A 25,274-nucleotide genomic window follows, 5' to 3' on the forward strand; every position below is an offset into this window, starting at 1 on the left:
GGGTTCAGAGCGGGCCGGCGAGCGCGACCGTCACGCCGTCCCGGATCAATTTGGGGCCCAGCAACCGGCCGTGGGGCGCCGCGAGCCGCGCGCACGGCTCGGCCACGCCCGCGACGCCGAAGCGCGCGAGCGCGGCATTCGACGCACCGCTCGCGGCCAGTTCGGGGCGGCTCGCGAGCAGCGCCGCGTCGAACGCGACCAGCGGCCAGCCGCGTCGCGCGCACACCGTGCGCAGCGCGCGGGCACGCGCCTTGTCGGCGAGCGTCGCGACGAGCGCCGGTTCTGCGTCAGGATAGCGCGCCAGCGCGGCGCGGATCGCGGCGTCGAGCTGCGCGGCCGTCGCGCCCGCGCGAAATCCGACGCCGAGCGCGACGCGCATCATGCGCCGCCGCCGAGCGCGATGCGCACCGCGGGATCGCTGGCGAGCGCCGCGACGCGGCCGATCACGACGATCGCCGGCGAACCGATGCCGGCGGCGCCGACCCGTTCGACCAGCGTCCCGAGTGTCGCGAGCACGTGCCGCTGTTCGGGGCGCGTCGCATTCTCGATGGCCGCGCACGGCGTGTCGCCGGGCAGGCCGCCGTCGCGCAGCGCCGTCGCGATCGCGTCGAGCCGGCGGATGCCCATGTAGATCACGATCGTCATGCGCGTTGCCATCAGCCACGCGCGGCTCATCGCGCGCGGCACGGCGCGGACCCGGTCGAAACAGTGGAAAGGGGCAGGCGGGCGGCCGAATGGCGGCCGGCGGACAGGCAAGGCATGGCGGATCGGGCGAAGCCCGCGCGGACGCGGACGGAATGCGCGCCCCAGCCGTCCCCCGCGGATCGGGCGTTCGGCGAGCGTCGGGCTCGCCCCTTGCGTCGGCCGGTATCCGGGCTGGCCGCTTGCCGGGCCGCAGCCTTCCCGCCCGGCTGACGGGCAGTGGCATCGCGGGCGGCCCGGGCGCGTGCGCGGAAAGCGCGTCGCGCGGGCGGCGTACCGTTGCGGGGACAGCACAGGCCGGGCGGTCGTCCGCCTCCTGTTTCCCGTTTAACCGCATGCACGGAATGCGCATGCGAGCACCGAACGCGGCGCATACGATAGCACAGCGCGCCGCTGCAAACGCATGCGGCGCAGGCACTGCCGGCGGGCGACGGCGCGCGCTGCGCGGGCCGTCGCGCCAGCGCTTACCGATACAGGATCTGCCGCTTCAGATCCTTCGAGATGCTGCGCGCGGCGTCCGCCCACTCGACGAGCTTCGCGCTGCTGCACACGTTGCCGGCGAGATCGCGGTCGAGCACGCGCGTCACGTCGACCGTCCGGCCGTTGCGGCGATAGGTCGAGCGGTACGAGATTTCGCCCGCGCGGACATCGACGTCGGGCGGAATCGCGAGTATCTCGACGTCGGCCGGCAGCGTGATCCGGTAGCGCTCCTCGAGCCGCGTCCCCGCACATACGCTGTCGATGCGCTTGTCCTTCTGCCGCAGGACGAAATCGGCGAAGTCGCGGATCCGGCCGAAATTCGGCAGCGGCGGCACCGCGAACGCGGCGGGGCCCGGCATCAGCGACAACTGGTTCAGCGTGCCGCGCAGCGCGATCGAGAACGGCTGGTCGAGTGCGTCGAGATGATGCGGCGTCATGTGCAGCTCGCCGGAAAGGCCGGAGCGGCGCAGCATCTCGTCGGACAGCCGTTTCGGCTGAACGTAGACGAACATCTGCCGCGCATACTGGACCGCCTGGCCGTCGAGCGCGATGTCGCCCGTCATCGCCGCGTTGCCGTCAGGATCGAGATCGAGCGTGTAGGCGAGCAGCGAACGGCTGTTGCGGCCGTTTTGCGGCGGCGTGCGGATCACGTTGCCCGTCGCGGTGTCGAGCGCGGGCTTGTCGCTCGCCTCGAACGGCAACGCGCCGAACGGCAGCACCCCGGCCGTCGTATCGGCGAACGCATCGAATTCGGGCAGCCAGACGATCGCGTGATTGAACGCGAGCACGTCCGGCGCCTCGGGCAGGCGGTAGCGGTCGCCGAGGTTGACGAGCACCGTGCGGCTCTCGATGCCTTTCGCCGCGAGCAGAGCGGACAGCAGCGTCACCTGGTCCTTGCAGTCGCCGTACCGGTTCGCGAGCACGGCGTCGGCCGGGTGCGGGACCACGGGCCCGGCGCCGAAATACACGCCGACGTAACGGATGTTGCGGGCAACCCATGCGTACAGCCGCATCGCCTGCTCGCGACGGTCGTCGACGCCCGCCGTGATCTGGTCCGCGAGCGCGCGGATCGCGTCCGCGGGCGCCTGCTTGTCGGCGGCGCGCGCCCGGTAGGCGCGCGCGATGTCCGCATAGCTGGAGAAATTGGTCGCGACGAACAGGGGGCCGCGGTCGGTCCACGCGACCGTGTTCGACTGCTCCTCGATCGGGCCCGGCGCGGGCGTTTCATAGCGGTACACGCGGATCCGGCGCCCGTCGCGCGTCGTATCGGCCGTCGCGCTCACCTCCCTTGCCTCGATCGCGACGGCCATGGCGGCCGGCGTATCGAGCGTGATGCTCGCGGCGCGGTAGTCCTCGGTCGGCGGAAACGCGAGCTGCACGCTGAATTTGCCGGGGAACAGCGTATCCGTGTCGGTCAGCGTGTATGAAAGCCGGATCGAGTCGCCTTTCGCGAGCGCGGGAAACGCGACGATGCGCAGGTGTTCGGCGCTGAATTGCGGCGCCGCGGCCGTGACCGGCGCCGGCCGGTCGAAGATGCCGTGCTGGACGTCGACCGGTACCGTCGAGCCGTCGGCATGCACGGTCTGGGCGGCGTTGATGTCGAGCGTCTGGAGCTGCGCGTTGTACTGCAGCACGTATTGGCCGAAGCGGGCGATTGCGGCATCGGTCAGCAGCTTGACCGACAGGTCGACCTGCGCGGTGCGCCGGCCGGAGGCGTCGACCCTGATCGTGTTGTCGAGTCGCTCGACCTGGTAGTCGGCGGCGAAAGCGATCGGCGGCGCGAGCGTCAGGCACGCGGCGATGCCGAAGCGCGCAAGGCGCGAAAGGGAAGTGCGATGTCGAATCATGTGTGAAACCGGTCGTCAGGAATCGGGGTGGAGAAGGCGTGCGGGGAACCCGGTGCCGCATGGCGCCGGCCGGCGCGCATGCGCGCATGCACGCCGAGCCGTTGCCGTTACCGCGGGTCTTTTCATGCCGCATCCTCGCAGGTTGGCGATCGCGGACGTGGCGGACGACCGCGATCGGATGTGCTTCTCGTCGTGTGGAACGTCACGCATACCGCCTTGCCGCACGCGGCATTTACAGAATGACGTACGAGCCGGCCAGGATTTTTGCGATCGCCGCGAAGGAAACGGCCCGCGCCTTCGCCGGGAACGGAAAAATGAGTGCCATAGTCAACCACACGACGACGGCAACGTACAACCGGAACGTGCGCATGGATCGCATCGATGTCGACAAAGGCACGGGCAACGGATCCGACCGTAGCCAGCGCGCGCCGACCCGTCCATCCCCGCAGCTTCTTCCGGCAGGTCGTTTGCGCGACGGAACCCGACCCGGTCGGGCATCGCGCTCGCCGGCCGATCGCGGCGGATGATTGAACGATCGTCAACGCAGCCGTGTCCGGTCGGGCACGCCGCGCGCACCGCGGGCGGATACGAGCGACGGGATCGTGCAACGGCAATGCGCCGGCGGCGGCCCCGCCGTCCGCCTTGACGCTCCCGCCCGCTGCACCTACACTCGCACGCGTTTCGGTGCTCGCGCGCGCCCGCCGGCGCGCGCAGTTAAACGGGAAACAGGAAGCGAGCCCGCACCGCGGCCGCGCCAACCTGTGCTGCCCCCGCAACGGTAAGCGAACGCGTCGCGCCATGCGCGATGCAGCGCCGCTTCGCCGCATGCCGCGCGCATGCGGACGACCGCCACTGGATGCCGCGCGCATCCGGGAAGGCGAAGCGGCGTGTTCGTCAGCCCGGATACCGGCCCAAACGTTGGGGTTCAGCGCCGCGGGGAGGCGGCGCATCGTCCACGGCCGCAGCAGGCCCGACGCCCGCGCCTGTCCCGCTTCCTCCGCCCCGCGCGCATGCACCCGGCCGGCGCGGCGAACGGCACGCGGCACGCGCCGGGCCGGCGGCAGCCGTGTTGGCATTCACGATGTCGACCGTTCGCAAGGATGCACCATGCCCGATTCGTCGTTCCGACCGCCCCGCGACCGTGCGTCCGGTGCGTGCGGCGAATGTCCCGCGATCCGCCCGATGAACCGCCACGCCGCTCCCGACGCGACGATCCCGGCCTGATTCCTTCTTCGACACTGGACCTACCATGACCCTTCGCAAGCTTCCCGTCACGATCGTCACGGGCTTTCTCGGCAGCGGCAAGACCACGCTGATGCGCCACATCCTGCAGCATGCCGAGGGCCGCCGCATCGCGGTGATCGTCAACGAATTCGGCGAGCTCGGCATCGACGGCGAAATCCTCAAGGGCTGCGGCATCGGCTGCGACGACGCGCAGGGCGAAGCGTCGGGCCAGCTCTACGAACTCGCGAACGGCTGCCTGTGCTGCACCGTGCAGGAAGAGTTCTATCCGGTGATGGAGGCGCTCGTCGAACGGCGCGCGGACATCGACCACGTGCTGATCGAAACCTCCGGGCTCGCGCTGCCGAAGCCGCTCGTGCAGGCGTTCAACTGGCCGACGATCCGCAACAGCTTCACGGTCGACGCGGTCGTGACCGTCGTCGACGGGCCGGCCGCCGCGAGCGGCCAGTTCGCGGAAAACCCGCAGGCGGTCGACGCGCAGCGCCGCGCCGATCCGAACCTCGACCACGAATCGCCGCTGCACGAGCTGTTCGCCGACCAGCTGTCGTCCGCCGATCTCGTGATCGTGAACAAGGCCGATCTCGTCGACGACGCGGCATTCGCGCAGATCGAAACCGCGATTCGCGACGAGATCCCGCCGCAGGTGAAGATCGTGCGCGCGACGCGCGGCGAACTCGATCTCGCGATGCTGCTCGGCCTCGAATCGGCGTCGGAAGACACGATCCACCTGCGCCACGACCATCACGGCTCGGCCGAGGACGGCGATCACGATCACCATCACGACGATTTCGACTCGGTGGTCGTGTCGGGCGACGCCGGCTCGCGCGAAGCGACGATCGCCGCGCTGCAGCGGCTCGTCGAAACGCACACGATCTACCGCGCGAAGGGTTTCGCCGCGCTGCCCGGCGCGCCGATGCGGCTCGTGATCCAGGGCGTCGGTCGCCGCTTCGACAGCTATTTCGACCGCCGCTGGCAGGACGGCGAAACGCGCGCGAGCCGTTTCGTGCTGATCGGCGAGGATCTCGACGCCGCCGCGCTGCAGCGCGCGTTCGACGCCGCGTGCGCGGCCGAGCCGCAACAGGCATAACGCACGATGCATCTGCTGCGCACCACGCCGGGCGGCTTCGTCGACGATACGCAGGGCGTCGTCCGGATCGACCAGCAGCCGGCCGACATCGTGATCCTGAGTTCGGCCGACACGACGCTGTCGCTGCTCGCGAGCGTCGTGCCGCAACTGCCGGCCGGGTTCCCGAGCGTGCGCCTCGCGAACGTCACGTTCCTGCGGCAGCCGGCGTCCGTCGATTTCTATGTCGACGACGTGCTGCGGCACGCGAAGTCCGTCGTGATCGACCATCTCGGCGGCGAGGCGTACTGGCCGTACGGGATCGAGCAGGCCGTGTCGCTCGCGACGAAGCGCGGGCAGCAGCTCGCGATGTTCTCGGGCGACCTGCAGGAGGACCCGAACCTCGTCGCGAAAAGCACGGTCACGCCCGCGCTGTGCCGGCTGTGGTGGCGTTACCTGCGCGAAGGCGGCGTGCACAACGCCGAGGCGCTGTTGCGCAGCATCGCGTTTCATACGCTCGGGTTCGGCGACGAGCCCGAGCCGCCGCGCCCGCTGCCGGCCGCCGCGCTGTATCACCCGGCGCGCGAGCGCGCGAGCGTCGACGACTGGCGGCCGCGCTGGACGCCCGGCGCGCCCGTCGTCGCGATCCTGTTCTATCGCGCGCACTGGCAGGCCGCGAACACGGCCGTGTTCGACGCGCTGGCCGACGCGCTCGTGCGGGAAGGGCTGAACCCGCTGCCGATCGCGGTGACGTCGCTGAAGGACGCGGTGAGCCGCGAAGTCATCACGCAGCTGTGCGACGCGCACGGCGTCGCGCTCGTGCTGAACACGACCGCGTTCGCGGCCGGCGCGATCGACCGCCCCGAACACGAGGTGCTCGCGGGCGATGCGCCGGTGCTGCAGGTGATCCTGTCCGGCGGCAACCGCGACGCGTGGGTGGCCGACAACCAGGGCCTGCACGCGCGCGACATCGCCATGCACATCGCGCTGCCCGAGGTCGACGGGCGCATCGTCACGCGCGCGGTGAGCTTCAAGGGGCTCGCGTATCGCTGCCCGCATACCGAGGTCGACGTCGTGCGCTACCAGCCGGACGCGGAGCGGATCGCGTTCGTCGCGGCGCTCGCGCGCGGCTGGTGCCGGCTGCGCACGCTCGAGCGCGCCGACAAGCGCGTCGCGCTGATCCTCGCCAACTATCCGCAAAGCGAAGGGCGGATCGGCAACGGCGTCGGGCTCGACACGCCGGCGTCCGCGCTGCGCGTGCTCGCGGCGCTGCGCGATGCGGGCTACGCGGTGGCCGACCTGCCGCTCGACGGCGATGCGCTGATCGCGCGGCTCACCGAAGGCGTGACCAACGACGCGGCCGTGCGTGCGCTGCGCCCGGCGTTCCAGAGCTACGCGCTGGCCGACTACGTCGCCCGTTTCGCGCGGCTGCCGGCCGCCGTGCGCGACGCGCTGAACCAGCGCTGGGGGCCGCCCGAAGCCGATCCGACGATACGGCAGGGGCGTTTCACGATCGCCGGCTGGCGCGCGGGCAACGTGTTCGTCGGCATCCAGCCGTCGCGCTCGCGCGACGAAAACGACTACGCGAGCTATCACGACGCGGACCTCGTGCCGCCGCACGCGTATCTCGCGTTCTACTTCTGGCTGCGCGATGCATATCGCATCGACGCGGTGATCCACCTGGGCAAGCACGGCAACCTCGAATGGCTGCCGGGCAAGAGCGTCGCGCTGTCCGATGCGTGCTGGCCCGACCTGACGCTCGGGCCGCTGCCGCACCTGTATCCGTTCATCGTCAACGATCCGGGCGAGGGCAGCCAGGCGAAGCGGCGCGCGCAGGCCGTGATCGTCGATCACCTGATGCCGCCGCTCACGCGCGCGGAAAACTACGGCCCGCTGCAGGATCTCGAACGGCAGGTCGACGAATACTACGAAGCGCTGATGGTCGACGCGCGGCGCGCGAAGCTGCTGCGCAAGACGATCCTCGCGACGATCGCCGAGCACCGGCTGCACGACGAGCTGAGCGTGTCGCCGCCGCGCGACGCCGGCGACGAAGATGCGCTGCTCACGCGCGTCGATGCGTGGCTGTGCGAGCTGAAGGAAGCGCAGATTCGCGACGGGCTGCACGTGTTCGGCGCGTCGCCGGCCGGCCGCCAGCGGCGCGACACGCTGCTCGCGCTCGCGCGCTTTCCGGTCGGCGACGGCAAGGGCGCGCGTGCGGGGCTGATCGGCGCGCTGGCGCGCGATCTCGCGCTCGGCGACGATTTCGATCCGCTCGCGGCCGACTGGGCCGCACCGTGGGCCGGCCCGCGGCCGGCGATCCTGCAGGCGCTCGACGCGTCGCCGTGGCGCCACGCGGGCGATACGCGCGAGCGGCTCGAACGGCTGGCGCAACAATGGCTGGACGGGCTGTGCGCGGCCGACGGCGGTGCGGCGAGCGTCGACGCGGCGCCGCCCGGCGCGTGGCCGCATACGCGCGAGGTGATCGAGCGCGTCCGCGCGACGCTGATCCCCGCGCTCGACGCATGCGGCGACGAGGAAATGCGCCAGTTGCTGCGCGGGCTCGACGGCCGTTTCGTGCCGCCGGGGCCGAGCGGCTCGCCGTCGCGCGGCCGTCCCGACGTGCTGCCGACCGGCCGCAACTTCTACTCGGTCGACACGCGCGCGGTGCCGACGCAGGCCGCCTGGTCGCTCGGCCTGAAATCCGCGCAGCAGCTGATCGAGCGCCATCTGCAGGATCACGGCGACTATCCGCGCGCGATCGGCCTGTCCGTGTGGGGCACGGCGACGATGCGCACGGGCGGCGACGATATCGCGCAGGCGTTCGCGTTGCTCGGCGTGCGGCCGAAATGGGCGCACGGCAGCCATCGCGTGACCGACTTCGAGATCCTGCCGATCGAGATCTTCGATCGGCCGCGCATCGACGTGACGCTGCGCGTGTCGGGTTTCTTCCGGGACGCGTTCCCGAACCTGATGCACCTGTTCGACGCGGCCGTGCAGGCCGTCGCCGCGCTCGACGAGCCCGAGTCGCTGAACCCGATCCGCGCGCGCGTCGAGCGCGAACGCGCGAAGTGGATCGCGCAGGGCGTGGCCCCCGACGAAGCGCGACGCCGCGCCGGCTGGCGCGTGTTCGGCGCGCGGCCGGGCAGCTACGGCGCGGGCCTGCAGGACCTGATCGACCAGCGCCGCTGGCAGACCGACGCCGATCTCGCGGCGGCGTACCGGCAGTGGGGCGGACATGCGTACGCGCAGAACAGCGCGGGCGACGCCGCGCCCGACGTGTTCGGCGAGCGGCTGGCGACGATCGACGTCGTGGTGCAGAACCAGGACAGCCGCGAGCACGACATCCTCGATTCGAACGACTACTACCAGTTCCAGGGCGGCATGACGGCGGCCGTGCGCCACCTGTCCGGACAACAGCCGAGCATTTACCACGGCGACCACGCGAATCCGGCCGCGCCGAAAATGCGCACGCTGCGCGAGGAAATCGCGCGGGTGATCCGCTCGCGCGTCGTCAACCCGAAATGGCTCGACGGCGTGAAGCGTCACGGCTACAAGGGCGCGGCCGAGCTGGCCGCGACCGTCGACTACCTGTACGGCTACGACGCGACCGCGCGCGTGCTGTCGGACCACCAGTACGCGCTCGTGGCCGATGCGTACCTGTTCGACGACGCGACGCGCGCATTCCTCGAACGGCACAACCCGAAGGCGCTGCACGGCATCTGCGAACGCTTCGTCGAGGCAATGCAGCGCGGCCTGTGGCAGCAACCGGGCGACTATCGCGAGCGGATCGAGGCGGTCTGGCTCGCGAGCGAACACATCCAGGAAGAGGGGCGGCGATGACCGATCCGACGACGTACCGCGCCCGCGCGGTCTTTCCGTTCGCGGCGCTCGTCGCGCAGGAGGCCTTGCAGCAGGCGCTGCTGCTCGCCGCGATCGACCCGTCGCTCGGCGGCGTGCTCGTGAGCGGGCCGCGCGGCACCGCGAAATCGACCGCCGCGCGCGGTCTCGCCGAACTGCTGCCGGAAGGGCAGTTCGTCACACTGCCGCTGTCGGCGAGCGACGAACAGGTGACCGGCACGCTCGATCTCGCGCATGCGCTGGCCGACAACGGCGTGCGTTTCCGGCCGGGCCTGCTGTCCCGCGCGCATCGCGGCGTGCTGTACGTCGACGAAGTGAACCTGCTCGCCGACGGGCTGGTCGATACGCTGCTCGACGTCGCCGCGAGCGGCGTGAACATCGTCGAGCGCGATGGCGTGTCGCAGGCGCACGACGCGCGCTTCGTGCTGGTCGGCACGATGAACCCCGAAGAGGGCGAGCTGCGGCCGCAACTGCTCGACCGCTTCGGGCTGATGGTCGAACTGGAGAACTGCTTCGATGCCGCGCAGCGCGAGCGGATCGTGAAGGCGCGGCTCGCGTTCGATCTCGATCCGGACGCGTTCCGCGCACGCCATGCACCCGCGCAGCGCGAACTGGGCGACCGGATTCGTGCGGCGCGCGCACGGCTCGCGGCGCTGGATTTCGACGATGCGGTCCATGCGCGCGTCAGCGCGCTGTGCATCGACGCGGCCGTCGACGGGCTGCGCGCCGATCTCGTGATGCTGCGCGCCGCGCGTGCGCTCGCCGCGCTGGAGCAGGCCGAGGCGGTGACGGAGTCGCACGTCGCGCGCGTGGCCGACGCGGTGCTGCGGCACCGGCGTCATGCCGGGCCGCCGCCCGAGCCGGGCGCGTCGCCGCAGCGCGGCGAACACGACGCCCGTTCGACGCCGGATGCGCGCGAGCGCGCCGGCGATCCGCCGCCCGCGTCGAAGAACGGCTCCGCGGCATCGCAGGGCGACTGGGGCTACCTGCCGCCCGAGCCGGCCGGGCTGCGCGAGGTCAAGGGCGTGGTGCCGCTGCCGCTAAAAAAAGCCTGAGCCATCGGGCCGGCGCCGCCGCGAACGCCGTTCGCGGTGCTCGATGGCACTCAGGCGCCGCCGTGCGCGTGCCGGGCACGGCGCGCGACGGCACGGCCGTCGCATGGCCGGCGACGCTCGCGGCGAAACGCGGCGGGCCGCTCGTTCGCGGCCACCTGCGCTTCCGGAAGCGGGCCGGCCCGCCGCCCGCGCTACATTGCTTCGTGCTCGACTGTTCGGCGTCGATGCTGTCGCACGACCGGCTCGCGTACGCGAAGGGGCTGATCGTCGCGTATTTCGATCGGGCCGCGCGCGACCGCGCCGAAACCGCGTTGATCTGCTTCGGCGGCAACGGCGCCGTGCGGCGTTTCGGCCCCGCCGTGCCGCGCTGGTGGAATGCCCGCTGGCTCGAACCGGTCGACGGCGGCGGCGGCACGCCGCTCGCGGACGGCATCGCGGCCGCCGCGCAACTGCTGGCACGCGCCGCGCGGCGCGCGCCCGGCACGCAGCGCTGGCTGTGGGTGCTGTCCGACGGGCGCACGCGCGAGACGCCGGCGAAACCGGCTGCGGCCGATCATGTGGTGTTCGTCGACTTCGACGATGCGGCCGTGCGGATCGGGCAGGGCGCGCGGCTTGCCGCCGCGTGGGGCGCGCAGTGGGTGACGGCCGATGCGCTGTGCGCGGACCTGGCCGGCTGAAGGCCCGCCGGCGGTGCGCTATGATCGCCGTTTCTCATTCAGTCCACCGGACAACCCGCCATGCAAGTACTGGTCGATGCCGACGCGTGTCCCGCCGTCGTGAAGGACATGCTGTTTCGCGCCGCGCGTCGTGCCGAAATCTGCGTGACGCTGGTCGCGAACCAGTTCCTGCGCACGCCGCCGTCGCCGTTCATCAAGGCGCTGCAGGTGCCGGCCGGCTTCGACGTGGCCGATGCGCGCATCGTCGAGCTGGCCGAGAGCGGCGACCTCGTGATCACCGCCGACATCCCGCTGGCCGCCGCCGTCCTCGACAAGGGCGCGCATGCGCTCGACCCGCGCGGCAACTGGTTCAGCCGCGAGAACATCGAGGAGCGGCTGTCGACGCGCGCGATGATGGACCAGTTGCGCAGCGCGGGCATCGACACCGGCGGGCCGGCGCCGTTCAGCGCGCGCGACGGCAAGGCGTTCGCCGCGCAGCTCGACCGGTTCCTGGCGCGGCACGGCAAGCCTTGAGCCGACGCATCGGCCTGCGCACGACGCGGGCGTGCACGCATGACCTGACGCGACCGGTCGCCGGCCCATACTGGCCCATATCGGATCGCGTGTGCTCCCCCGGAACGGATGCGGATTTGCAGCGACGCTGCTATCGTGACGCAAACCACAACACAGGAGCACACGCGTGTCGCCGACTCAACTTCTCGTTCCGACCTTTACCCACCTGCTGCATGCGCTGTCCGCATGGCTCGACAAGGCCGCCGGACACCGGCAGGCCGCGGGCGATGCGCCCGACGCGGCGATGACGCTGAAGCTGGCGGACGACATGTATCCGCTTGCGGCACAGGTGCGCTTCTCGTGCTTCCAGGCGACGGAGCCGATCCACCGGTTGCGCGGCGAGCCGGTGCCGGCTTCGCTGCTGGCGCTGCGCGAGGCAGGGTGGAACGCGAACGCGCAACCCGGAACGCTGGCCGATGCGCAAGCAACCATTGCCGCGACGCTCGCGTTTCTCGGCGAGCTCGCGCCGGACGCGCTCGACGGCGGCGTCGCGTTGCCGATCGCGCTCGAATTGCCGAACGGGGTTGCGTTCGACATGACGGGCGAACAGTACGCGCGCGACTGGGCGCTGCCGCAGTTCTACTTCCACGCGATTGCCGCGTACGCGATCCTGCGCCATCACGGCGTGCCGCTCGGCAAGGCCGACTTCGTGCCGCACATGCTCGCGTACGTGCGGCCCGGCACGATGCCGCAAGGGTGAGCAGGACGGCACCGGGCGGCCGCGCGGCGACATGACACGGGCACTGTTCGTCTGCAGCCGCAACCGGTTGCGCAGCCCGACGGCCGAGGCGGTATTCGCCGCGTGGCCGGGCGTCGAAACCGACTCGGCGGGCCTCGCGCCCGACGCGGATACGCGCCTGTCGGCCGACCAGCTCGACTGGGCCGATATCGTCTTCGTGATGGAGCGGGCGCACAAGGCGAGGCTGACGGCGCAATTCGGCGCGCGTCTGAAGCACAAGAGGATCGTCTGTCTCGACATTCCCGACCGGTACGCGTTCATGCAGCCGGAACTCGTGACGCTGCTCGAACGCAAGGCCGGCCCGATCCTGCGCGGGTAACCGGCGCGGGCGACACCGGCGGCCGCGCGATGCGGCCGTGCGCGGTCGCCTAAAAACAGTCGAGGCGCAGCAGCTCGATGATCTTGCGCGTCGGCACGCTGGCGCGAAGCGTGTCGAGGCGCTCGACGGTGAACCACCTGCAGCGGGCGATCTCGTTGTTCGCACGCGGCGACAGGTGTGCCGGCACCTCGGCCACGAACACGTGATGGAGCTTCGTGAGCCCGCCGAACTGCACCGCGTAATCGAGTGCGAGCCCCTCCAGCCGGGTTTCCTCGGCGAGTTCCCGCTCCGCGGCCTCGAGCGGCGTCTCGCCGCGCCGGATCGTGCCGCCCGGCAGCGACCAGCGCGACGCGGTGCGCGCGACCAGCAGCACGTTGCCGCGCTGACGGCACACGATCGTGGCGCGTTCCTTGACGGCGGCGAGGGTATACGGCCCGGTACTCATGTTCGGCAAAACAGGTGCTGAATCGTGGAGAAAATGCGCGGCGGCGCAACGTCGTCCGGCAGCGGACCGCCCCAGCGTACAGGCAGCCGCATCGATCCTACCGGCCGTTCGTGACAGTTCCGTGCACCCACCGCGTCACGAATGCGTGTAGATCCCGTTGCGCGTCGGCTTCACGTGACGGCGACGGGCGTGCGGGTGTCCGGCATGCCGGTGGCGGGACGACGGCGCCGCGACGCGACGGTGCGCGGGCCGCGCGCCCGATGCGGCAGCTTGCGGCGCCGCGCCCGGCATCCCGGCCTGTCCTTCGCCGAACTGGAAAGTCCGGGTTTGCGCGTGTCCGACGCCCAGCGTCGCCGCCAGCACGAAGGCCGTCAGCAGCATCCGTTTCATGAACAATCCGCCTTATTCTTTCGTTCCCGCCAGCTTAGCGAAAGGCGAGGCATCGTCGCAACCTGTCCGTGCTCGGTGTCGCCCCCGGCTTGCGGGGGGAGGCGTCATGGATACGGCGGCCACGTGACGCCGGACTTGACATGAAAATTCCTGAGTGTGAATATAAATTCACATACAAGAATTATTCGCCGATTCCGTCAGGTCGCGCCATGCGTGGCAGGCCGCCGGAGCCGGCACGCCGATCAACCGGAACCAGGAGCGGGACGCATGGCGGAACACGAGCAGCAGGGCGCGCTGGCGGGATTGCGCATCATCGATCTGTCGCGGGTGCTGGGCGGCCCGTACGCGACGCAGATCCTTGCCGACCACGGCGCCGAGGTGATCAAGGTCGAACCGCCGTCCGGCGACGAAACGCGCACCTGGGGCCCGCCGTTCGACGGCGACACCGCGTCGTACTTCCTCGGCGTGAACCGCAACAAGCTCGGCGTCGCGCTCGACCTGACGCAGCCCGAGGACCGCGAGCGGCTGCTCGGCCTGCTCGAACACGCCGACGCCATCGTCGAGAATTTCAAGATCGGCACGATGGAGCGCTGGGGCCTCGGCTTCGACGCGCTGCACGCGCGGTTTCCGCGCCTCGTTCATTGCCGCGTGTCGGGCTTCGGCGCGGACGGCCCGCTCGGCGGGCTGCCCGGCTACGACGCGGCCGTGCAGGCGCTCGCGGGGCTGATGAGCGTCAACGGCGAGGCCGGCGGCGCGCCGCTGCGCGTGGGCGTGCCGATCGTCGATCTCGTCACGGGGCTGAACGCGGCGCTCGGCGTGCTGATGGCGCTGCGCGAGCGCGACGCGAGCGGCCGCGGGCAGTTCGTCGAAGCGACGCTGTTCGACTGCGCGCTGTCGATCCTGCATCCGCATACGCCGAACTTCTTTCATTCGGGCCGCGCGCCCGTGCGCACCGGCAACGCGCATCCGAACATCACGCCGTACGACCGCTTTCCGACGGCCGGCGCCGACATCTTTCTGGCCGTCGGCAACAACGGGCAGTTCGCGGCGCTGTGCGACGTGCTCGGCACCCGCGACTGGCCGGACGATCCGCGCTTCGCCGACAACCGCGCGCGCAGCGCGAACCGCGCCGCGCTGCGCGCGCTGCTCGAAACGGCGCTGGCCGCGCATGACGGCGCGGCACTCGCCGAGCGGCTGATGCGCTCCGGCGTGCCGTGCGCGCCCGTGCTCGGGCTCGATGCGGCGCTCGACCATCCGCATGTCGCGCATCGGAAGATGAAGGTCGAGCTGGGCCGGCACCGCGGCATCGCGTCGCCGATCAAGCTGGGCCGCACGCCGGCCGCGTACCGGCGGCCGCCGCCCGCGCTGAACGAACACGCGGCGCAGGTGTTTGGCGACGCCGATCGCGATTCCGGTCGCGATCCGGAGGGAGGCGGCCGGCGGGACTGAGCGGCCGCGCGGCCGGCGGTGCGCGCCGGCCGGATCGCGACAGTTTTTCCGGCGGTTCATCGAGAAGCGCGCATCCGCCTGACGTTTTCCGGGAGAGCAAGTCATGCAGTTCGACCTGACCGACGACCAGCGCGCGATCGAAAGCGCGATCGGGAAAATCTGCGCGCGCTTCGGCGACGACTACTGGCTCGAGCGCGATCGCGCGGGCGGGTTTCCGGACGACTTTCACCGGGCGCTGGCCGAGGCCGGCTGGCTGGGTATCGCAATGGACCCGGCCCACGGCGGCGCAGGGCTCGGGATGACCGAGGCCGCGCTGATGATGCGCGCGATAAGCGCGTCGGGCGCGGGACTGTCCGGCGCATCGGCCGTCCACATGAACATCTTCGGGCTGAATCCGGTGCAGGTGTTCGGCAACGCCGCGCAGAAGGCGCGCTTCCTGCCGCCGCTGATCGTCGGGCGCGACAAGGCGTGCTTCGCGGTGACCGAGCCCGACGCGGGCCTCGACACCACGCACCTGAGCACACAGGCGCGCCGCGACGGCGACCACTACGTGCTGAGCGGCCGCAAGATCTGGATCTCGACCGCGCAGGTCGCGAACAAGATGCTGATCATCGCGCGCACGACGCCGCTCGACCGGGTCGCGAAGCCGACCGACGGGTTGAGCCTGTTCTATACCGACCTCGACCGCACGCGCGTCGAGGTGCGCGAAATCGAGAAGATGGGCCGCCACGCGGTCGATTCGAACATGCTGTTCATCGACGACCTCCGCGTGCCGGCCGACGACCTGATCGGCAACGAAGGCGACGGCTTTCGGTACCTGCTGCACGGGCTGAATCCCGAACGGATCCTGATCGCCGCCGAGGCGATCGGGCTCGGGCAGGCCGCGCTGCGCCGCGCGACGCAGTACGCGTGCGAGCGCGTGGTGTTCGGCCGGCCGATCGGGCAGAACCAGTCGATCCAGCATCCGCTCGCGCAGTCGTGGATGCAACTCGAGGCCGCGTGGCTGATGGTGCTGAAGGCCGCGACGCGCTACGACGCGGGGCAGTCGTGCGGCGCGGAGGCGAACGCGGCGAAATACCTCGGCGCGGAGGCCGCGTTCCATGCGTGCCAGACGGCGGTCGCCACGCACGGCGGGATGGGTTACGCGAAGGAATACCATGTCGAGCGCTACCTGCGCGAGTGTATGATTCCGAGGCTCGCGCCCGTGAGTCCGCAACTGATCCTGTGCTACATCGCGGAGAAGGTGCTCGGGCTGCCGAAGTCGTACTGACCGTATCGGCCCGGCGGCCGGCCCGGTGCGCGGTTTCCCGTTCCGATTCAAGCGCTCGTCATGGACGTCAAACTCGTTGCCCGCACGCTCGACCTGTTCGAGCTGTTCGCCGCCGAACGGCGGCCGCTGCCGCTCACCGAACTCGCCCGCCTGCTCAACGTGCCGGCGTCGAGCTGCCTCGCGATGGCGCGCACGCTCGTGAGCCGCGGCTACCTGTACGAGGTGCGCAGGCGCGGCGGCTACTACCCGACGCGGCGCCTGCAGGCGATCGCCGCCGCGATCGACGCGACCGATCCCGTCGTCGACATCGTCCATCCGCATCTCGTCGCGCTGCGCGACGCGAGCCACGAGACGGCCGTGCTCGGCAAGATCCAGGGCGCGTCGGTCACGTACCTCGATGTCGTCGAATCGGAGCAGGCGATCCGCTACACGCGCGAGCCGGGCGCGCTGCGCCCGCTGCATGCGAACTCGATCGGCAAGGCGATCTTCGCGGAGCTGGCCGGCGACGCGCAGCAGGCGCTTGGCGCGCAATTGTCGTTCGAACGCCTCACCGACGCGACGGTGGCCGACCTGCCCGCGCTCGTCGCGCAGGCCGCGCGGTTTCGCGCACTCGGCTGGGCGGAGAACTTCGGCGAGAGCGCACCCGAACTGTCGGCGATCGCGGTCGCGCTGACGCTCGACGGCGACTGGTACGGGCTGTCGGTCGTCGGGCCGAGCGAGCGGATCCGCCAGCATCGCGACCTGCATGCGGCGCTGCTCGTCGAGGCCAGGGCGCGGCTGCTGGCCGAGCACGCGCGCGGATAGGGCGGACCGTCCGGCAGCGGGCCGCGCGCCGGCGCGCGACCCGGCCGCGCCGGAGACGGCCCGCCGCGCATCACGCGCGGATGCGCCGCCGCGACGTCACGACTTCACCCACACGCCGCCCGCACTCGGGTTGTCGCCCTGGGTCCACCATTTCGCGCAGTACTTCGCGCCCTGGTACGTCACGCACGTGCCGCCCGCGTAAGCGGTCGTGGCCGACCACGCGGGCGTGCCGCCGCCGACCACCTTCCACACGGCGGCCTGGCCGGGCACGTCGCCCTGGGTCCACCATTGCGCCTGGTACGTCGAGCCCTGGTAAGTGACCGTCGCGCCGGCCGTGTAGACCTGGCCGGCCGCCCAGGGCGCACCCGGCTGCGGCGTGCCGCCGCTCGAACCGCCGCCGTAGTTCGGATCCTGCGTGACGCCCGCGCCCCACTTGCCGGCGAGCTGCTTGAAGATCGTCGCGAACGCGTACGGCTGCTGCGCGACGCCGGAGCAGATCGGCGACGCAGAGGTGCCGCCGGACGCACACGCCTGATCGCGGCCGACCGACCAGTTGCCGAAAAAGCCGTAGCCATTGTTGACCGCGGCGTTCAACACGCTTTGCGCATTCGCGAGCGTGAAGGTTTCGCCCTGCACATCGTTCACGCCGATCATCGGCGTGACGCCGACCATCTGCCAGAGCTGGGCGTCCGTCTTCGGCTGGCCGGCCGCCTTGAACGCGGTGTCGAGCTGCGAATACAGCGCCTGCGCGGCGCTGATCGCGGCGGCGCCCATGTCGAGGTTCGCGGGGCCGTAATCCATCGCCATCACGTTCACCGCGTCGAACACGGTCTGGTTCGCGATCGCCGCGTTGACGATGTTCAGCCCGTCCTGCGTGAGCCCGGTGGGCATCGTCGGCAGCGTCAGCGTGACGTGCAGCGGCTGGCCCTTCGCCGCATAGCTCGCCTGCAGCTGGGCGACCGCCTGGAAGTTGCGCGCGACCGCGGCCGTGTCCAGTTGCGACACGCCTTCGATGTCGAAATCGATATGCGTGAGGCCGTACGTATCGATCACGGTCTGGTACGCGCCGGCCAGCGCGGGGACCGTCGAGCACGCCTGCATCAGCGGCGTGCCGTTCGCGCCGCCGAACGACACGGCGACTTCGCCGCCCTTCGCGCGATAGCTCGCGATCGAGGTCGACAGCGCGGTCAGCAGGCCGCCGCTCGCGCCGTTGCCGATCGCCTGCACGCCGCCCCACGACGGCGTGCAACCGCTGCCCGCGACCACGAACGCGAGCGTGAACTGCTGGATGCCTTGCTGGACGCCGATCTGGTCGACGAGCGGCGTCGGATAGAGCGTCACGTCGACATAGGGCGCATAGACGCCGGCGCCCTGGGACACGCTCGCGGCGGCGAGCAGGCAACCCGCGACAAGCGCGCGCGGGATGAAACGCGGCAACACATTGTTGTGCATTGTGTTCTCCAAGTGGAAGAGGGATACGCTGGCCCGCGTATCGCCGCCGGCCGGCCGATCGGGTAGGCCCGGCCGACGGCGTGCCCATCTTGGAGGATTCGCGCCGAATAGTGAATAGTCAGGAGTTCTTTTTGTTATTTGATTCCCGATGAGCAACGATCCTGCCGATTCGACACCGTTGCGCAATGCGCCGGACGGGTGAGGGCCCCGCTCGATCGTGCGCGGCCCGGCATGCGTCGCACGGGTCGCGCCGGCCGCGTCAGGCCGGGGCCGGCTGCACGAGCGCGCGTGCAAGCGCGACGAAGCGCTCGACGCACGCCGACGCAAACGGCTCGCGCCACGACACGATCTGCTCGACCGCGCGCGTGCCGGCGAGCGGCACGTAGACGACGTCCGGGCGCTGCAACGTCGCCGTGAAGCCCGGCACGATCGCGATGCCGCGCTCGGCGGCCACCAGCGAGACGAGCGTCGTGATCTGCGCCGCGCTCGCGCCGATGCGCGGCGCGAATCCGGCTTGCGCGCACAGATCGTCCAGCGCAGCCGTCAATGCGGACCCGTAACCGGGCGGAAACGTGACGAAGGTTTCGGTTGCCAGTTCCGCAACGTCGAGGCACGCGCGGCCGGCGAGCGGCGTGCCGGCCGGTACGGCCGCGACGAGCGGCTCGCGCGACACGACGAGCGATTCGACGGAGGCGCCGGGCGCACCGTCCCACGCCCAGCCGAAGCCGATGTCCATCGCGCCGTCCGCGATCTGCTGGCGCTGGCCGGCGGTGGCCGCCTCGCGAAAGGCGAGCTCGACGTCGGGCATCGTCCGGCCCGCGGCGCGAATGACGTCCGGGAACGTCGCGGACATCGGAATCGAACTCGCATAGCCGATCACGATGCGCCCGGCGATGCCCTGCGCGATCTTGCGCGCGCTCGCCTCGGCCTCGGCGGCCGCGCTGACGACGTTGCGCGCGTGTTCGAGGAAGACCGTGCCTTCGGGCGTGAGCCGCACCGCGCGCGTCGAACGCTCGAACAGCCGGACGCCGAGCTCGCTTTCGAGCGCGGCGATGTGGCGTGTCAGCGGCGGCTGCGCGACCCGCAGGCGCAAGGCCGCGCGGCCGAAGTGCAGTTCGTCGGCGACGACCACGAAATAGCGGAGGCGGCGCAGGTCGAGCATTGTTGTCGTTCCGGTATCAATGGCGATGAAAACGGTATTGGCGTGCGCGCGGCGCGCTCGTCAGACTGTCGGCATCGACAACCTGGCAGCTCCGATGAACGACAGGACCACGCGCATCGCGTTCTTTCTCTGCGGCTTCGCCGCGTTTCTCAATCTCTATTCGACGCAGGGCATCCTGCACGAACTCGCGGCGAGCTTCGGCGTCAGCGCGGAGCGCGCGGGGCAGGGCGTGAGCGCGACCACGACGGCCGTCGCCATTATCGCGCCGTTCGTCGGCGTGCTGGCCGCGCGCATCGAGCGGCGCGTCGCGATCGCGGGCGCGGCGGTGGCCGTCGCGCTGCCGGTGGTGTGGTCCGCGCACGCGGCCGGTTTCGCGTCGTTTCTCGGCGCGCGCTTTGCGGCCGGCCTGATCATGCCGTTCATCTTCGCGCTGTCGATCGCCTATATCGCGGAACGTTTCGATCGCGGCACGTCGGCCGAGATCAGCGCGCTGTTCGTCGCCGGCACGACGCTCGGCGGCTTCGCCGGCCGCTTCGCGACCAACCTGCTGACGGCGATGTGGGGCTGGCGGCACGCACTCGACGCCGTCGCGGCGCTGTGCCTCGTCACGGGCGTCGCGATTTACGCGAGCCTGCCGGCGGCCGGCGCGCACACACGGCATGCCGAACCCGATGCGGACGCCGACGTGCGGCCGTCCTGGCACATCGTCACGCGCGGCCCGCTGCTCGCGTCGTTCGCGATCGGCGCGTGCGTGCTCGCGTCGCAGGTCGCGACGTTCACGTTCGTCGGCCTGCGGCTCGCTCGCGCGCCGTTCGGCTTCGGCACGGTCGGGATCGGCGCGATCTACGCGGTCTTCCTGGTGGCGGTGGTCGTCACGCCGCTCGCGGGGCGCGTCGCGCGGCATCGCGGCCCGCGCGCGCCGGGGCTCGCCGCGGCCGCGCTCGCGATCGGCGGTGCGCTGCTCACGCTGTCGGACCACGTGCCGGTGATCCTGGCCGGCCTCGCGCTCAGCTCGACCGCCGTGTTCGTCGAGCAGGCGTCGGCCAACGCGTTCATCTCGCAGGCGGCAGCACGTGCGCGCTCGACGGCGATCGGCCTCTACCTGTCCTGCTACTACCTCGGCGGCAGTCTCGGCTCGATTTTGCCGTTGCCGGGCTGGCACCGCTGGGGATGGGCCGGCTGCGTCGCGTTCGTGATCGCGGCGCAGGCGATCGTCGGCGTGCTCGTTTACCGCTTCTGGCGCACCGGCCGCGCGGACGGCGCGGAACCGGCCGGCGCGCGGAGGTTTCGGCCGATTCGATAGCCGCGTTCAGCGATACCAGCGCGGCGTGTAGACCCATTCGCGCCCGGCGCCGATCGCGAAGCGCCGCGTCGTCGACGAGCCGACGATCACCATCGTGCGCATGTCGACCTGGTCGCTGCGCAGCGCGCCGAGCGTCGTGGTCGCGAGCGTCGCGCCCGGCCGGCCGATGTCGCGGCCGAGCACGACCACCGTCTCCGGCGCCCGATGCGCGCGCACGACCTCGAGCGCACGATCGAGCTGCCACGGCCGCGCGCGCGAGATCGGGTTGTAGAACGCCATCACGAGATCGGCCTGCGCCGCGTGTCGCAGGCGCGTCTCGATCACGTCCCACGGTTTCAGGTTGTCCGACAGCGAGATCGCGCAGAAGTCGTGGCCGAGCGGCGCGCCGGCCTGCGCGGCCGTCGCGAGCGACGCCGAGATGCCGGGCTCCACGCGCAGGTCGACCGCGGCCCAGTGCGGGTCGCGCGCTTCGTCGAGCGCCTCGAGCACGGCCGCGGCCATCGCGAACACGCCCGGGTCGCCCGACGACACGACCGCGACGCGTCGGCCTTCGGCCGCCAGTGCGAACGCGTGACGCGCGCGCTGCATCTCCTCGCGGTTGTCGGTGCCGTGTACGCGCTGGCCGTCGCGGAACGGGCCGGCCATGTTCACGTAGGTCGTATAGCCGAGGATGTCGGTGGCGTCCGCCAGCGCGGCGCGCGCGGCCGGCGTGAGCCACGCCGCGCCGCCGGGGCCGAGGCCGAGCACCGTCAGACGGCCGCGCGCGCGGCCGATGGCGGCCGGGTCGACCGGGTGCGAAGCGACCGCGCACGCAAGGCCCTCCGCCGGTGCGGCGTGAAGCGTGTGCGCGACGCGCAGCGCGTGGCCGAGCAGCGTGGCCGCATCGGTCCCGGCGCGGCTGTCGACATCGACATCGACGAAGCGCAGCGGCACGCCGAGCGCTTGCGCCGCGGTTTCCAGCGCGGCGTCGCCGAGCGCCACGGCCGGCGCGACGATGGCCGCCAACGCCAGCCGCGCGAGGCCCTGCGCATCCAGCAGTGCTTCGATGCGCGCGGCGAGCGCTGCGTCCGCCCGCGCGGCTTGCGCGTCGACGCCGACCACCACGCTGCGCGGATGGATCACGAGTTCGTCGCGCGCGCCGCGCCATGCGTCCGGTGTCACGCGGATCGCATGCGTGGCCGCGTCGTCGCGCGGCAGCGCGACAGCGTCGAGCCACGGCGCCGCGCCGTCGATACGCGTCGGCGTGCCCGCGAGCAGATCGGAGACGAACCGCTTGCCCTGGGCGAGATCGGCGAGCGCATAGCCTTCGGGCGGATTGAGCACGCACGCGCCGAAGCGCAATTCGCCGCTCGTCGTGATCGCGGCCGCGACGCCGACGCATGCGGCGATCTCGCGCGCGATCGCGTTGACGCCCGTCAGGCCGCCCAGCAGCGGCACGACGGCAGAGCCGTCTTCGGCGACCGCCAGCACGGGCGGCTCGACGCCCTTGTCGGCCAGCGCGGGCGCGAGGCAGCGGATCACGATGCCGGCCGCGCACAGCGCGACGATCGGCAGGCCGCGCGCATACAGTTCGCGCAGGTGCGCGCCGAGTTCGTCGAACGGCACGTCGGCCTCGACGCGCGAGGCGAGCCCGTGCACGCGCGCACCCGGAAAGTGCGCCTGGATGCGCCGCGCGGTGTCGAGCGCGCCCGCGCCGAGAATCACGATCGCGGGCGGGGTCGTCATCCTTGCCATTTTTCCCCCGGCACCACGAGCAGCGAGAAATACGGCGACGCCATCGGGTCGACTTCGTCGAGCGGGACGATGCGCTGGCTCGCCATCGTCGCGCGCTCGACATACAGCGCGCGTTTCGCGAGCCCCAGTTCGTCGAGCACGCGCCGCACCTTGTCGAAATTGCGGCCGAGCTTCATCACGACGGCGGCGTCGGCTTGCGCGAGGCGGGCCCGCAACTCCGGTGCGGGCAGCACGCCCGAAAGCACCGACAGGCTCTGGTTGCGATAGACGAGCGGCTGGCCGAGCACGGCCGTGCCGCCGAGCATCGCGCACACGCCGGGGACGACCTCGGTGTCGTAGCGCGGCGCGAGGCGGTCGTGCAGGTACATGTACGACCCGTAGAAGAACGGATCGCCTTCGCAGATCACCGCGACGTCGCGCCCCGCGTCGAGGTGCGCCGCGACGATTCCGGCGGCCGTGTCGTAGAAATCGGCGATCACCGTCTCGTAGCAAAGCGGCGGCGGCAACGCCTCGGTCGTCACCGGATAGACGAGCGGCAGTTGCGTCTGGCCGTCCTGCAGGTGCGCCTCGACGATGCCGTACGCATTGCCTTTCTTGCCCTTCGCGACGAAATACGCGACCACGGGCACGGCCTGCAGCACGCGCAGGGCCTTGATCGTCATCAGCTCGGGATCGCCGGGGCCGACGCCGACCCCGAACAGGCGTCCGCGTGCGCGCGTCATTCGGCCTCCGTCGCGAGCGCATTGACCGCGGCGGCGGCCATCGCGCTGCCGCCGCGCCGGCCGAGCAGGGCGACGTACGGCACGCCGCGGCTGTCGGCGTCGAGCAGCGCCTTCGATTCCGCCGCGCCGATGAAACCGACCGGGAACCCGAGAATCAGCGCGGGGCGCGGCGCGCCGGCATCGATCATGTCGAGCAGGTGAAACAGTGCGGTCGGTGCATTGCCGATCACGACGACGCTGCCCGCGAGATGCGGGCGCCACAGTTCGAGCGCGGCGGCCGAGCGCGTGTTGCCGAGATGCCGGGCGAGATCGGGCACCTCCGGCTCGCCGAGCGTGCAGATCACGCGGTTGGCCGCCGGCAGCCGCGTGCGCGTGATGCCCTCGGCAACCATCTTCGCGTCGCACAGGATCGGCGCACCCGCCGCGAGCGCCGTCCGGCCCGCCGTGCCCGCGCCGGGCGAGAAACGCAGCGCGTCGACGACGTCGACCATCCCGCACGCGTGAATCACGCGCACCGCGAGTTTCTCGAGATCGGGCGGGATCCTCGACAGATCGGCCTCGGCGCGAATCGTCGCGAACGACTGGCGGTAGATTTCCTGCCCGTCGCGAATGTAGTCAAGCATCGGTGGTGTCCTGGCTGTGCCGCGCGCCCGTCAGTCGGGCCGCGGCCTGGTCAATCGTCAGATGGCGCGCGAGCGGGGCGCCGAGGCCCGCGGCGGCGTCACGCCGGTAGAGGTCGTACCGCGCGGGCGCGACCGCGACGAGCGTGTGCGTCGCGGGATGCGGCAACGCGCAGTGGCGCTCGCAGCCGGTCAGGTGCACGTCGACCGGATCGCCGAGGCGCGCGGCGAGCGCGAGCGCGTCGTGTTTCGTATCGGCGCGCGCTTTCGCGCAGCCCGTGCTGCCGGCGCACGCGACCAGCGCGGCCAGCGGGTCGGACGGCGCGCAGACGAGGCCGAGCGACGCGAGCGCATCGAGCGTGGCCGGTGCGAGGCCGTGCGCGACGCCGTGGATGAACACGCCTTGCCACGGCGTCATCGACAGCGTGCCGTCGCCGTCGGCCTCGGCCAGGGCGGCGAGCCGCTCCAGTTGCGCCGCGTCGAGCCGGCCGAGCACGAACTGCGCGCCGACGCTGCAATATGCGGCGTCGAGCGACGCACGCGCGCCGAAGCGCAGCGCGGCGTCGCAACGCGGTCGCCGCCAGCCGGTGAGCGCCGGATCGGCCGCGAGCGCAAAGGGCAGGTCGTGCTGCGCGCGTTCGAGCAGCGCCCGTTCGCCGCACGTGGCGAGCAGCGCGCGCATGCGCGTGACGTCGGCCGGCGCGAGATCGAGGAACGCGCACAGCAACGCGCGGACGAGCGCGGCGGCTTGTCCGGGCGCCACGTCGACCGACGCGGGTGGGTCGCCTGCTTCGACCGGCGGGCAGCCGGCCAGCCCGGCGGCGATGCGCACGACGCCGTCGCCGCGACGCCATGCGGCGAGCCAGATGTCGTGCGGATGATCGAGCGCCGCGACCGATTCGCCGCCGTCGAGCTGGATCGCAAATTTTGGCGACAACTCGCCGCGACGCGGTTCGCGCGCCAGCAGGTCGAACAGCGGTGCGGCCAGCGCGCGGCTGTCGACGAGCGCGGCGGGATCGCGCCCGGCGAGCGGGCTGAGCATCAGGTTGCGGACGTCGTCGCTCGCGGCGAGCGCGGCGCGATCCGCGGCGGCGTCGACGCGCGGGCCGAGCCCCGCATCGAGCAAGGCCTGCGTCAGCGCGGCGGCGGCGCCGTCGCGAATGCCGCGCAGTTGCAGATTCGCGCGATTGGTCGCGTCGATCGCGCCGGAGCCGTACTGGCGCGCGGCAGCGGCGATCGCCCGCGCCTGGCGGGCCTCGAGCCGGCCGCCTGGCAGCTTGATCCGGCACAGTCCGCCGTCGGCGGCCGCGACCACGCGCACGAGCCCCGGGCACGCCGACGGGCGTACGGCGGGCGATGCAGGAATCGGAACGGAGGCGGAATTCAACG

22 protein-coding genes, 1 pseudogene and 2 riboswitches are annotated in these 25,274 nt (G+C 71.5%); of the genes and pseudogenes, 12 read left to right on the plus strand and 11 right to left on the minus strand.

Annotated elements, in window-relative coordinates:
• Positions 1-4: 4 nt before the first annotated feature.
• The 3 genes and pseudogenes from GQ56_RS0110875 to GQ56_RS40105 all read right to left on the minus strand — a co-directional run bounded on the left by GQ56_RS0110875 (position 5) and on the right by GQ56_RS40105 (position 3,029).
• Complete coding sequence (locus GQ56_RS0110875) at positions 5-382, minus strand: cobalamin biosynthesis protein (protein ID WP_031398679.1); 378 nt, start codon at positions 380-382, stop codon at positions 5-7.
• Positions 379-660 (minus strand): annotated as a pseudogene (locus GQ56_RS46475) (SAM-dependent methyltransferase); the annotation flags it as partial. The pseudogene GQ56_RS46475 and the gene GQ56_RS0110875, both read right to left, overlap by 4 nt.
• 185 nt (positions 661-845) lie before the next feature.
• Positions 846-1,082, minus strand: a riboswitch (cobalamin riboswitch).
• 84 nt (positions 1,083-1,166) lie between these two features.
• Positions 1,167-3,029, minus strand: a complete 1,863-nt coding sequence (locus GQ56_RS40105) for a DUF3857 domain-containing transglutaminase family protein (RefSeq protein ID WP_052007246.1) — start codon at positions 3,027-3,029, stop codon at positions 1,167-1,169.
• A gap of 239 nt (positions 3,030-3,268) precedes the next feature.
• On the opposite strand from GQ56_RS40105, the gene GQ56_RS44150 reads away from it, so the two are divergent.
• The 8 genes from GQ56_RS44150 to GQ56_RS0110925 all read left to right on the plus strand — a co-directional run bounded on the left by GQ56_RS44150 (position 3,269) and on the right by GQ56_RS0110925 (position 12,534).
• On the plus strand, positions 3,269-3,556 hold the full coding sequence (locus GQ56_RS44150) for a hypothetical protein (protein WP_152601719.1): 288 nt from the start codon (positions 3,269-3,271) through the stop codon (positions 3,554-3,556).
• A 138-nt stretch (positions 3,557-3,694) separates the two neighbouring features.
• A riboswitch (cobalamin riboswitch) is annotated at positions 3,695-3,958 on the plus strand.
• Positions 3,959-4,278: 320 nt separating this feature from the next.
• Positions 4,279-5,358, plus strand: a complete 1,080-nt coding sequence (gene cobW / locus GQ56_RS0110895) for a cobalamin biosynthesis protein CobW (RefSeq protein ID WP_031398682.1) — start codon at positions 4,279-4,281, stop codon at positions 5,356-5,358.
• Positions 5,359-5,364: 6 nt separating this feature from the next.
• Entirely contained in the window at positions 5,365-9,174 is a 3,810-nt protein-coding gene (cobN, locus tag GQ56_RS0110900; protein WP_031398683.1) for a cobaltochelatase subunit CobN, read from the plus strand.
• On the plus strand, positions 9,171-10,247 hold the full coding sequence (locus GQ56_RS0110905) for an ATP-binding protein (RefSeq protein WP_031398684.1): 1,077 nt from the start codon (positions 9,171-9,173) through the stop codon (positions 10,245-10,247). Before cobN ends, GQ56_RS0110905 begins: the two co-directional genes overlap by 4 nt.
• Positions 10,248-10,315: 68 nt before the next feature.
• Positions 10,316-10,924 (plus strand): vWA domain-containing protein, encoded by a 609-nt coding sequence (locus GQ56_RS0110910; protein ID WP_031398685.1) that lies wholly within the window; start codon positions 10,316-10,318, stop codon positions 10,922-10,924.
• 60 nt (positions 10,925-10,984) lie between these two features.
• Complete coding sequence (locus GQ56_RS0110915; RefSeq protein WP_031398686.1) at positions 10,985-11,437, plus strand: YaiI/YqxD family protein; 453 nt, start codon at positions 10,985-10,987, stop codon at positions 11,435-11,437.
• A gap of 166 nt (positions 11,438-11,603) precedes the next feature.
• The gene (locus GQ56_RS0110920) at positions 11,604-12,176 is read left to right on the plus strand and encodes a DUF1993 domain-containing protein (protein WP_031398687.1); all 573 of its coding nucleotides are present in this window, start codon (positions 11,604-11,606) and stop codon (positions 12,174-12,176) included.
• Positions 12,177-12,207: 31 nt separating this feature from the next.
• On the plus strand, positions 12,208-12,534 hold the full coding sequence (locus tag GQ56_RS0110925; protein WP_031398688.1) for a low molecular weight protein tyrosine phosphatase family protein: 327 nt from the start codon (positions 12,208-12,210) through the stop codon (positions 12,532-12,534).
• A gap of 49 nt (positions 12,535-12,583) precedes the next feature.
• On the opposite strand, the gene GQ56_RS0110930 is transcribed toward GQ56_RS0110925, so the two are convergent.
• Positions 12,584-12,979, minus strand: a complete 396-nt coding sequence (locus tag GQ56_RS0110930; protein WP_031398689.1) for an NUDIX domain-containing protein — start codon at positions 12,977-12,979, stop codon at positions 12,584-12,586.
• A 135-nt stretch (positions 12,980-13,114) separates the two neighbouring features.
• A complete protein-coding gene (locus GQ56_RS0110935; protein ID WP_031398690.1) occupies positions 13,115-13,369 on the minus strand; it encodes a hypothetical protein in 255 nt (84 codons plus the stop codon).
• Between the two features lie 267 nt (positions 13,370-13,636).
• Between GQ56_RS0110935 and GQ56_RS0110940 the strand changes: the two genes are divergently transcribed.
• The 3 genes from GQ56_RS0110940 to GQ56_RS0110950 all read left to right on the plus strand — a co-directional run bounded on the left by GQ56_RS0110940 (position 13,637) and on the right by GQ56_RS0110950 (position 16,892).
• Positions 13,637-14,818, plus strand: coding sequence for a CaiB/BaiF CoA transferase family protein (locus GQ56_RS0110940; RefSeq protein ID WP_031398691.1), 1,182 nt, complete (start codon positions 13,637-13,639; stop codon positions 14,816-14,818).
• 103 nt (positions 14,819-14,921) lie between these two features.
• On the plus strand, positions 14,922-16,088 hold the full coding sequence (locus GQ56_RS0110945) for an acyl-CoA dehydrogenase family protein (protein WP_031398692.1): 1,167 nt from the start codon (positions 14,922-14,924) through the stop codon (positions 16,086-16,088).
• Between the two features lie 60 nt (positions 16,089-16,148).
• Positions 16,149-16,892, plus strand: a complete 744-nt coding sequence (locus GQ56_RS0110950; protein WP_031398693.1) for an IclR family transcriptional regulator — start codon at positions 16,149-16,151, stop codon at positions 16,890-16,892.
• 96 nt (positions 16,893-16,988) lie between these two features.
• Here GQ56_RS0110950 and GQ56_RS0110955 read toward each other — a convergent pair whose 3' ends face one another.
• On the minus strand, positions 16,989-18,344 hold the full coding sequence (locus GQ56_RS0110955; RefSeq protein ID WP_031398694.1) for a chitinase: 1,356 nt from the start codon (positions 18,342-18,344) through the stop codon (positions 16,989-16,991).
• A gap of 259 nt (positions 18,345-18,603) precedes the next feature.
• Positions 18,604-19,506, minus strand: coding sequence for a LysR substrate-binding domain-containing protein (locus tag GQ56_RS0110960; protein ID WP_031398695.1), 903 nt, complete (start codon positions 19,504-19,506; stop codon positions 18,604-18,606).
• A 94-nt stretch (positions 19,507-19,600) separates the two neighbouring features.
• On the opposite strand from GQ56_RS0110960, the gene GQ56_RS0110965 reads away from it, so the two are divergent.
• Positions 19,601-20,809, plus strand: a complete 1,209-nt coding sequence (locus GQ56_RS0110965) for an MFS transporter (protein WP_031398696.1) — start codon at positions 19,601-19,603, stop codon at positions 20,807-20,809.
• Between the two features lie 6 nt (positions 20,810-20,815).
• On the opposite strand, the gene cobJ is transcribed toward GQ56_RS0110965, so the two are convergent.
• From cobJ to cobG, 4 genes are read right to left on the minus strand one after another with little or no spacing between them, the layout of a single operon-like run.
• Entirely contained in the window at positions 20,816-22,534 is a 1,719-nt protein-coding gene (gene cobJ, locus GQ56_RS0110970; protein WP_031398697.1) for a precorrin-3B C(17)-methyltransferase, read from the minus strand.
• Positions 22,531-23,265 carry a precorrin-2 C(20)-methyltransferase gene (locus GQ56_RS0110975; RefSeq protein ID WP_031398698.1) on the minus strand — a complete coding sequence of 245 codons (735 nt, stop codon included), beginning with the start codon at positions 23,263-23,265 and terminating at the stop codon, positions 22,531-22,533. Before GQ56_RS0110975 ends, cobJ begins: the two co-directional genes overlap by 4 nt.
• Positions 23,262-23,888, minus strand: a complete 627-nt coding sequence (locus GQ56_RS0110980) for a precorrin-8X methylmutase (protein ID WP_031398699.1) — start codon at positions 23,886-23,888, stop codon at positions 23,262-23,264. The genes GQ56_RS0110975 and GQ56_RS0110980 overlap by 4 nt, the downstream gene beginning before the upstream one ends.
• Positions 23,881-25,272: a precorrin-3B synthase gene (cobG, locus tag GQ56_RS0110985; RefSeq protein WP_235212683.1), complete on the minus strand. Its 1,392-nt coding sequence runs from the start codon at positions 25,270-25,272 to the stop codon at positions 23,881-23,883. Before cobG ends, GQ56_RS0110980 begins: the two co-directional genes overlap by 8 nt.
• Between the last annotated feature and the right edge of the window lie 2 nt (positions 25,273-25,274).

Origin of the sequence: Burkholderia paludis (genome assembly GCF_000732615.1) — a bacterium.
Classification (GTDB): domain Bacteria; phylum Pseudomonadota; class Gammaproteobacteria; order Burkholderiales; family Burkholderiaceae; genus Burkholderia; species Burkholderia paludis.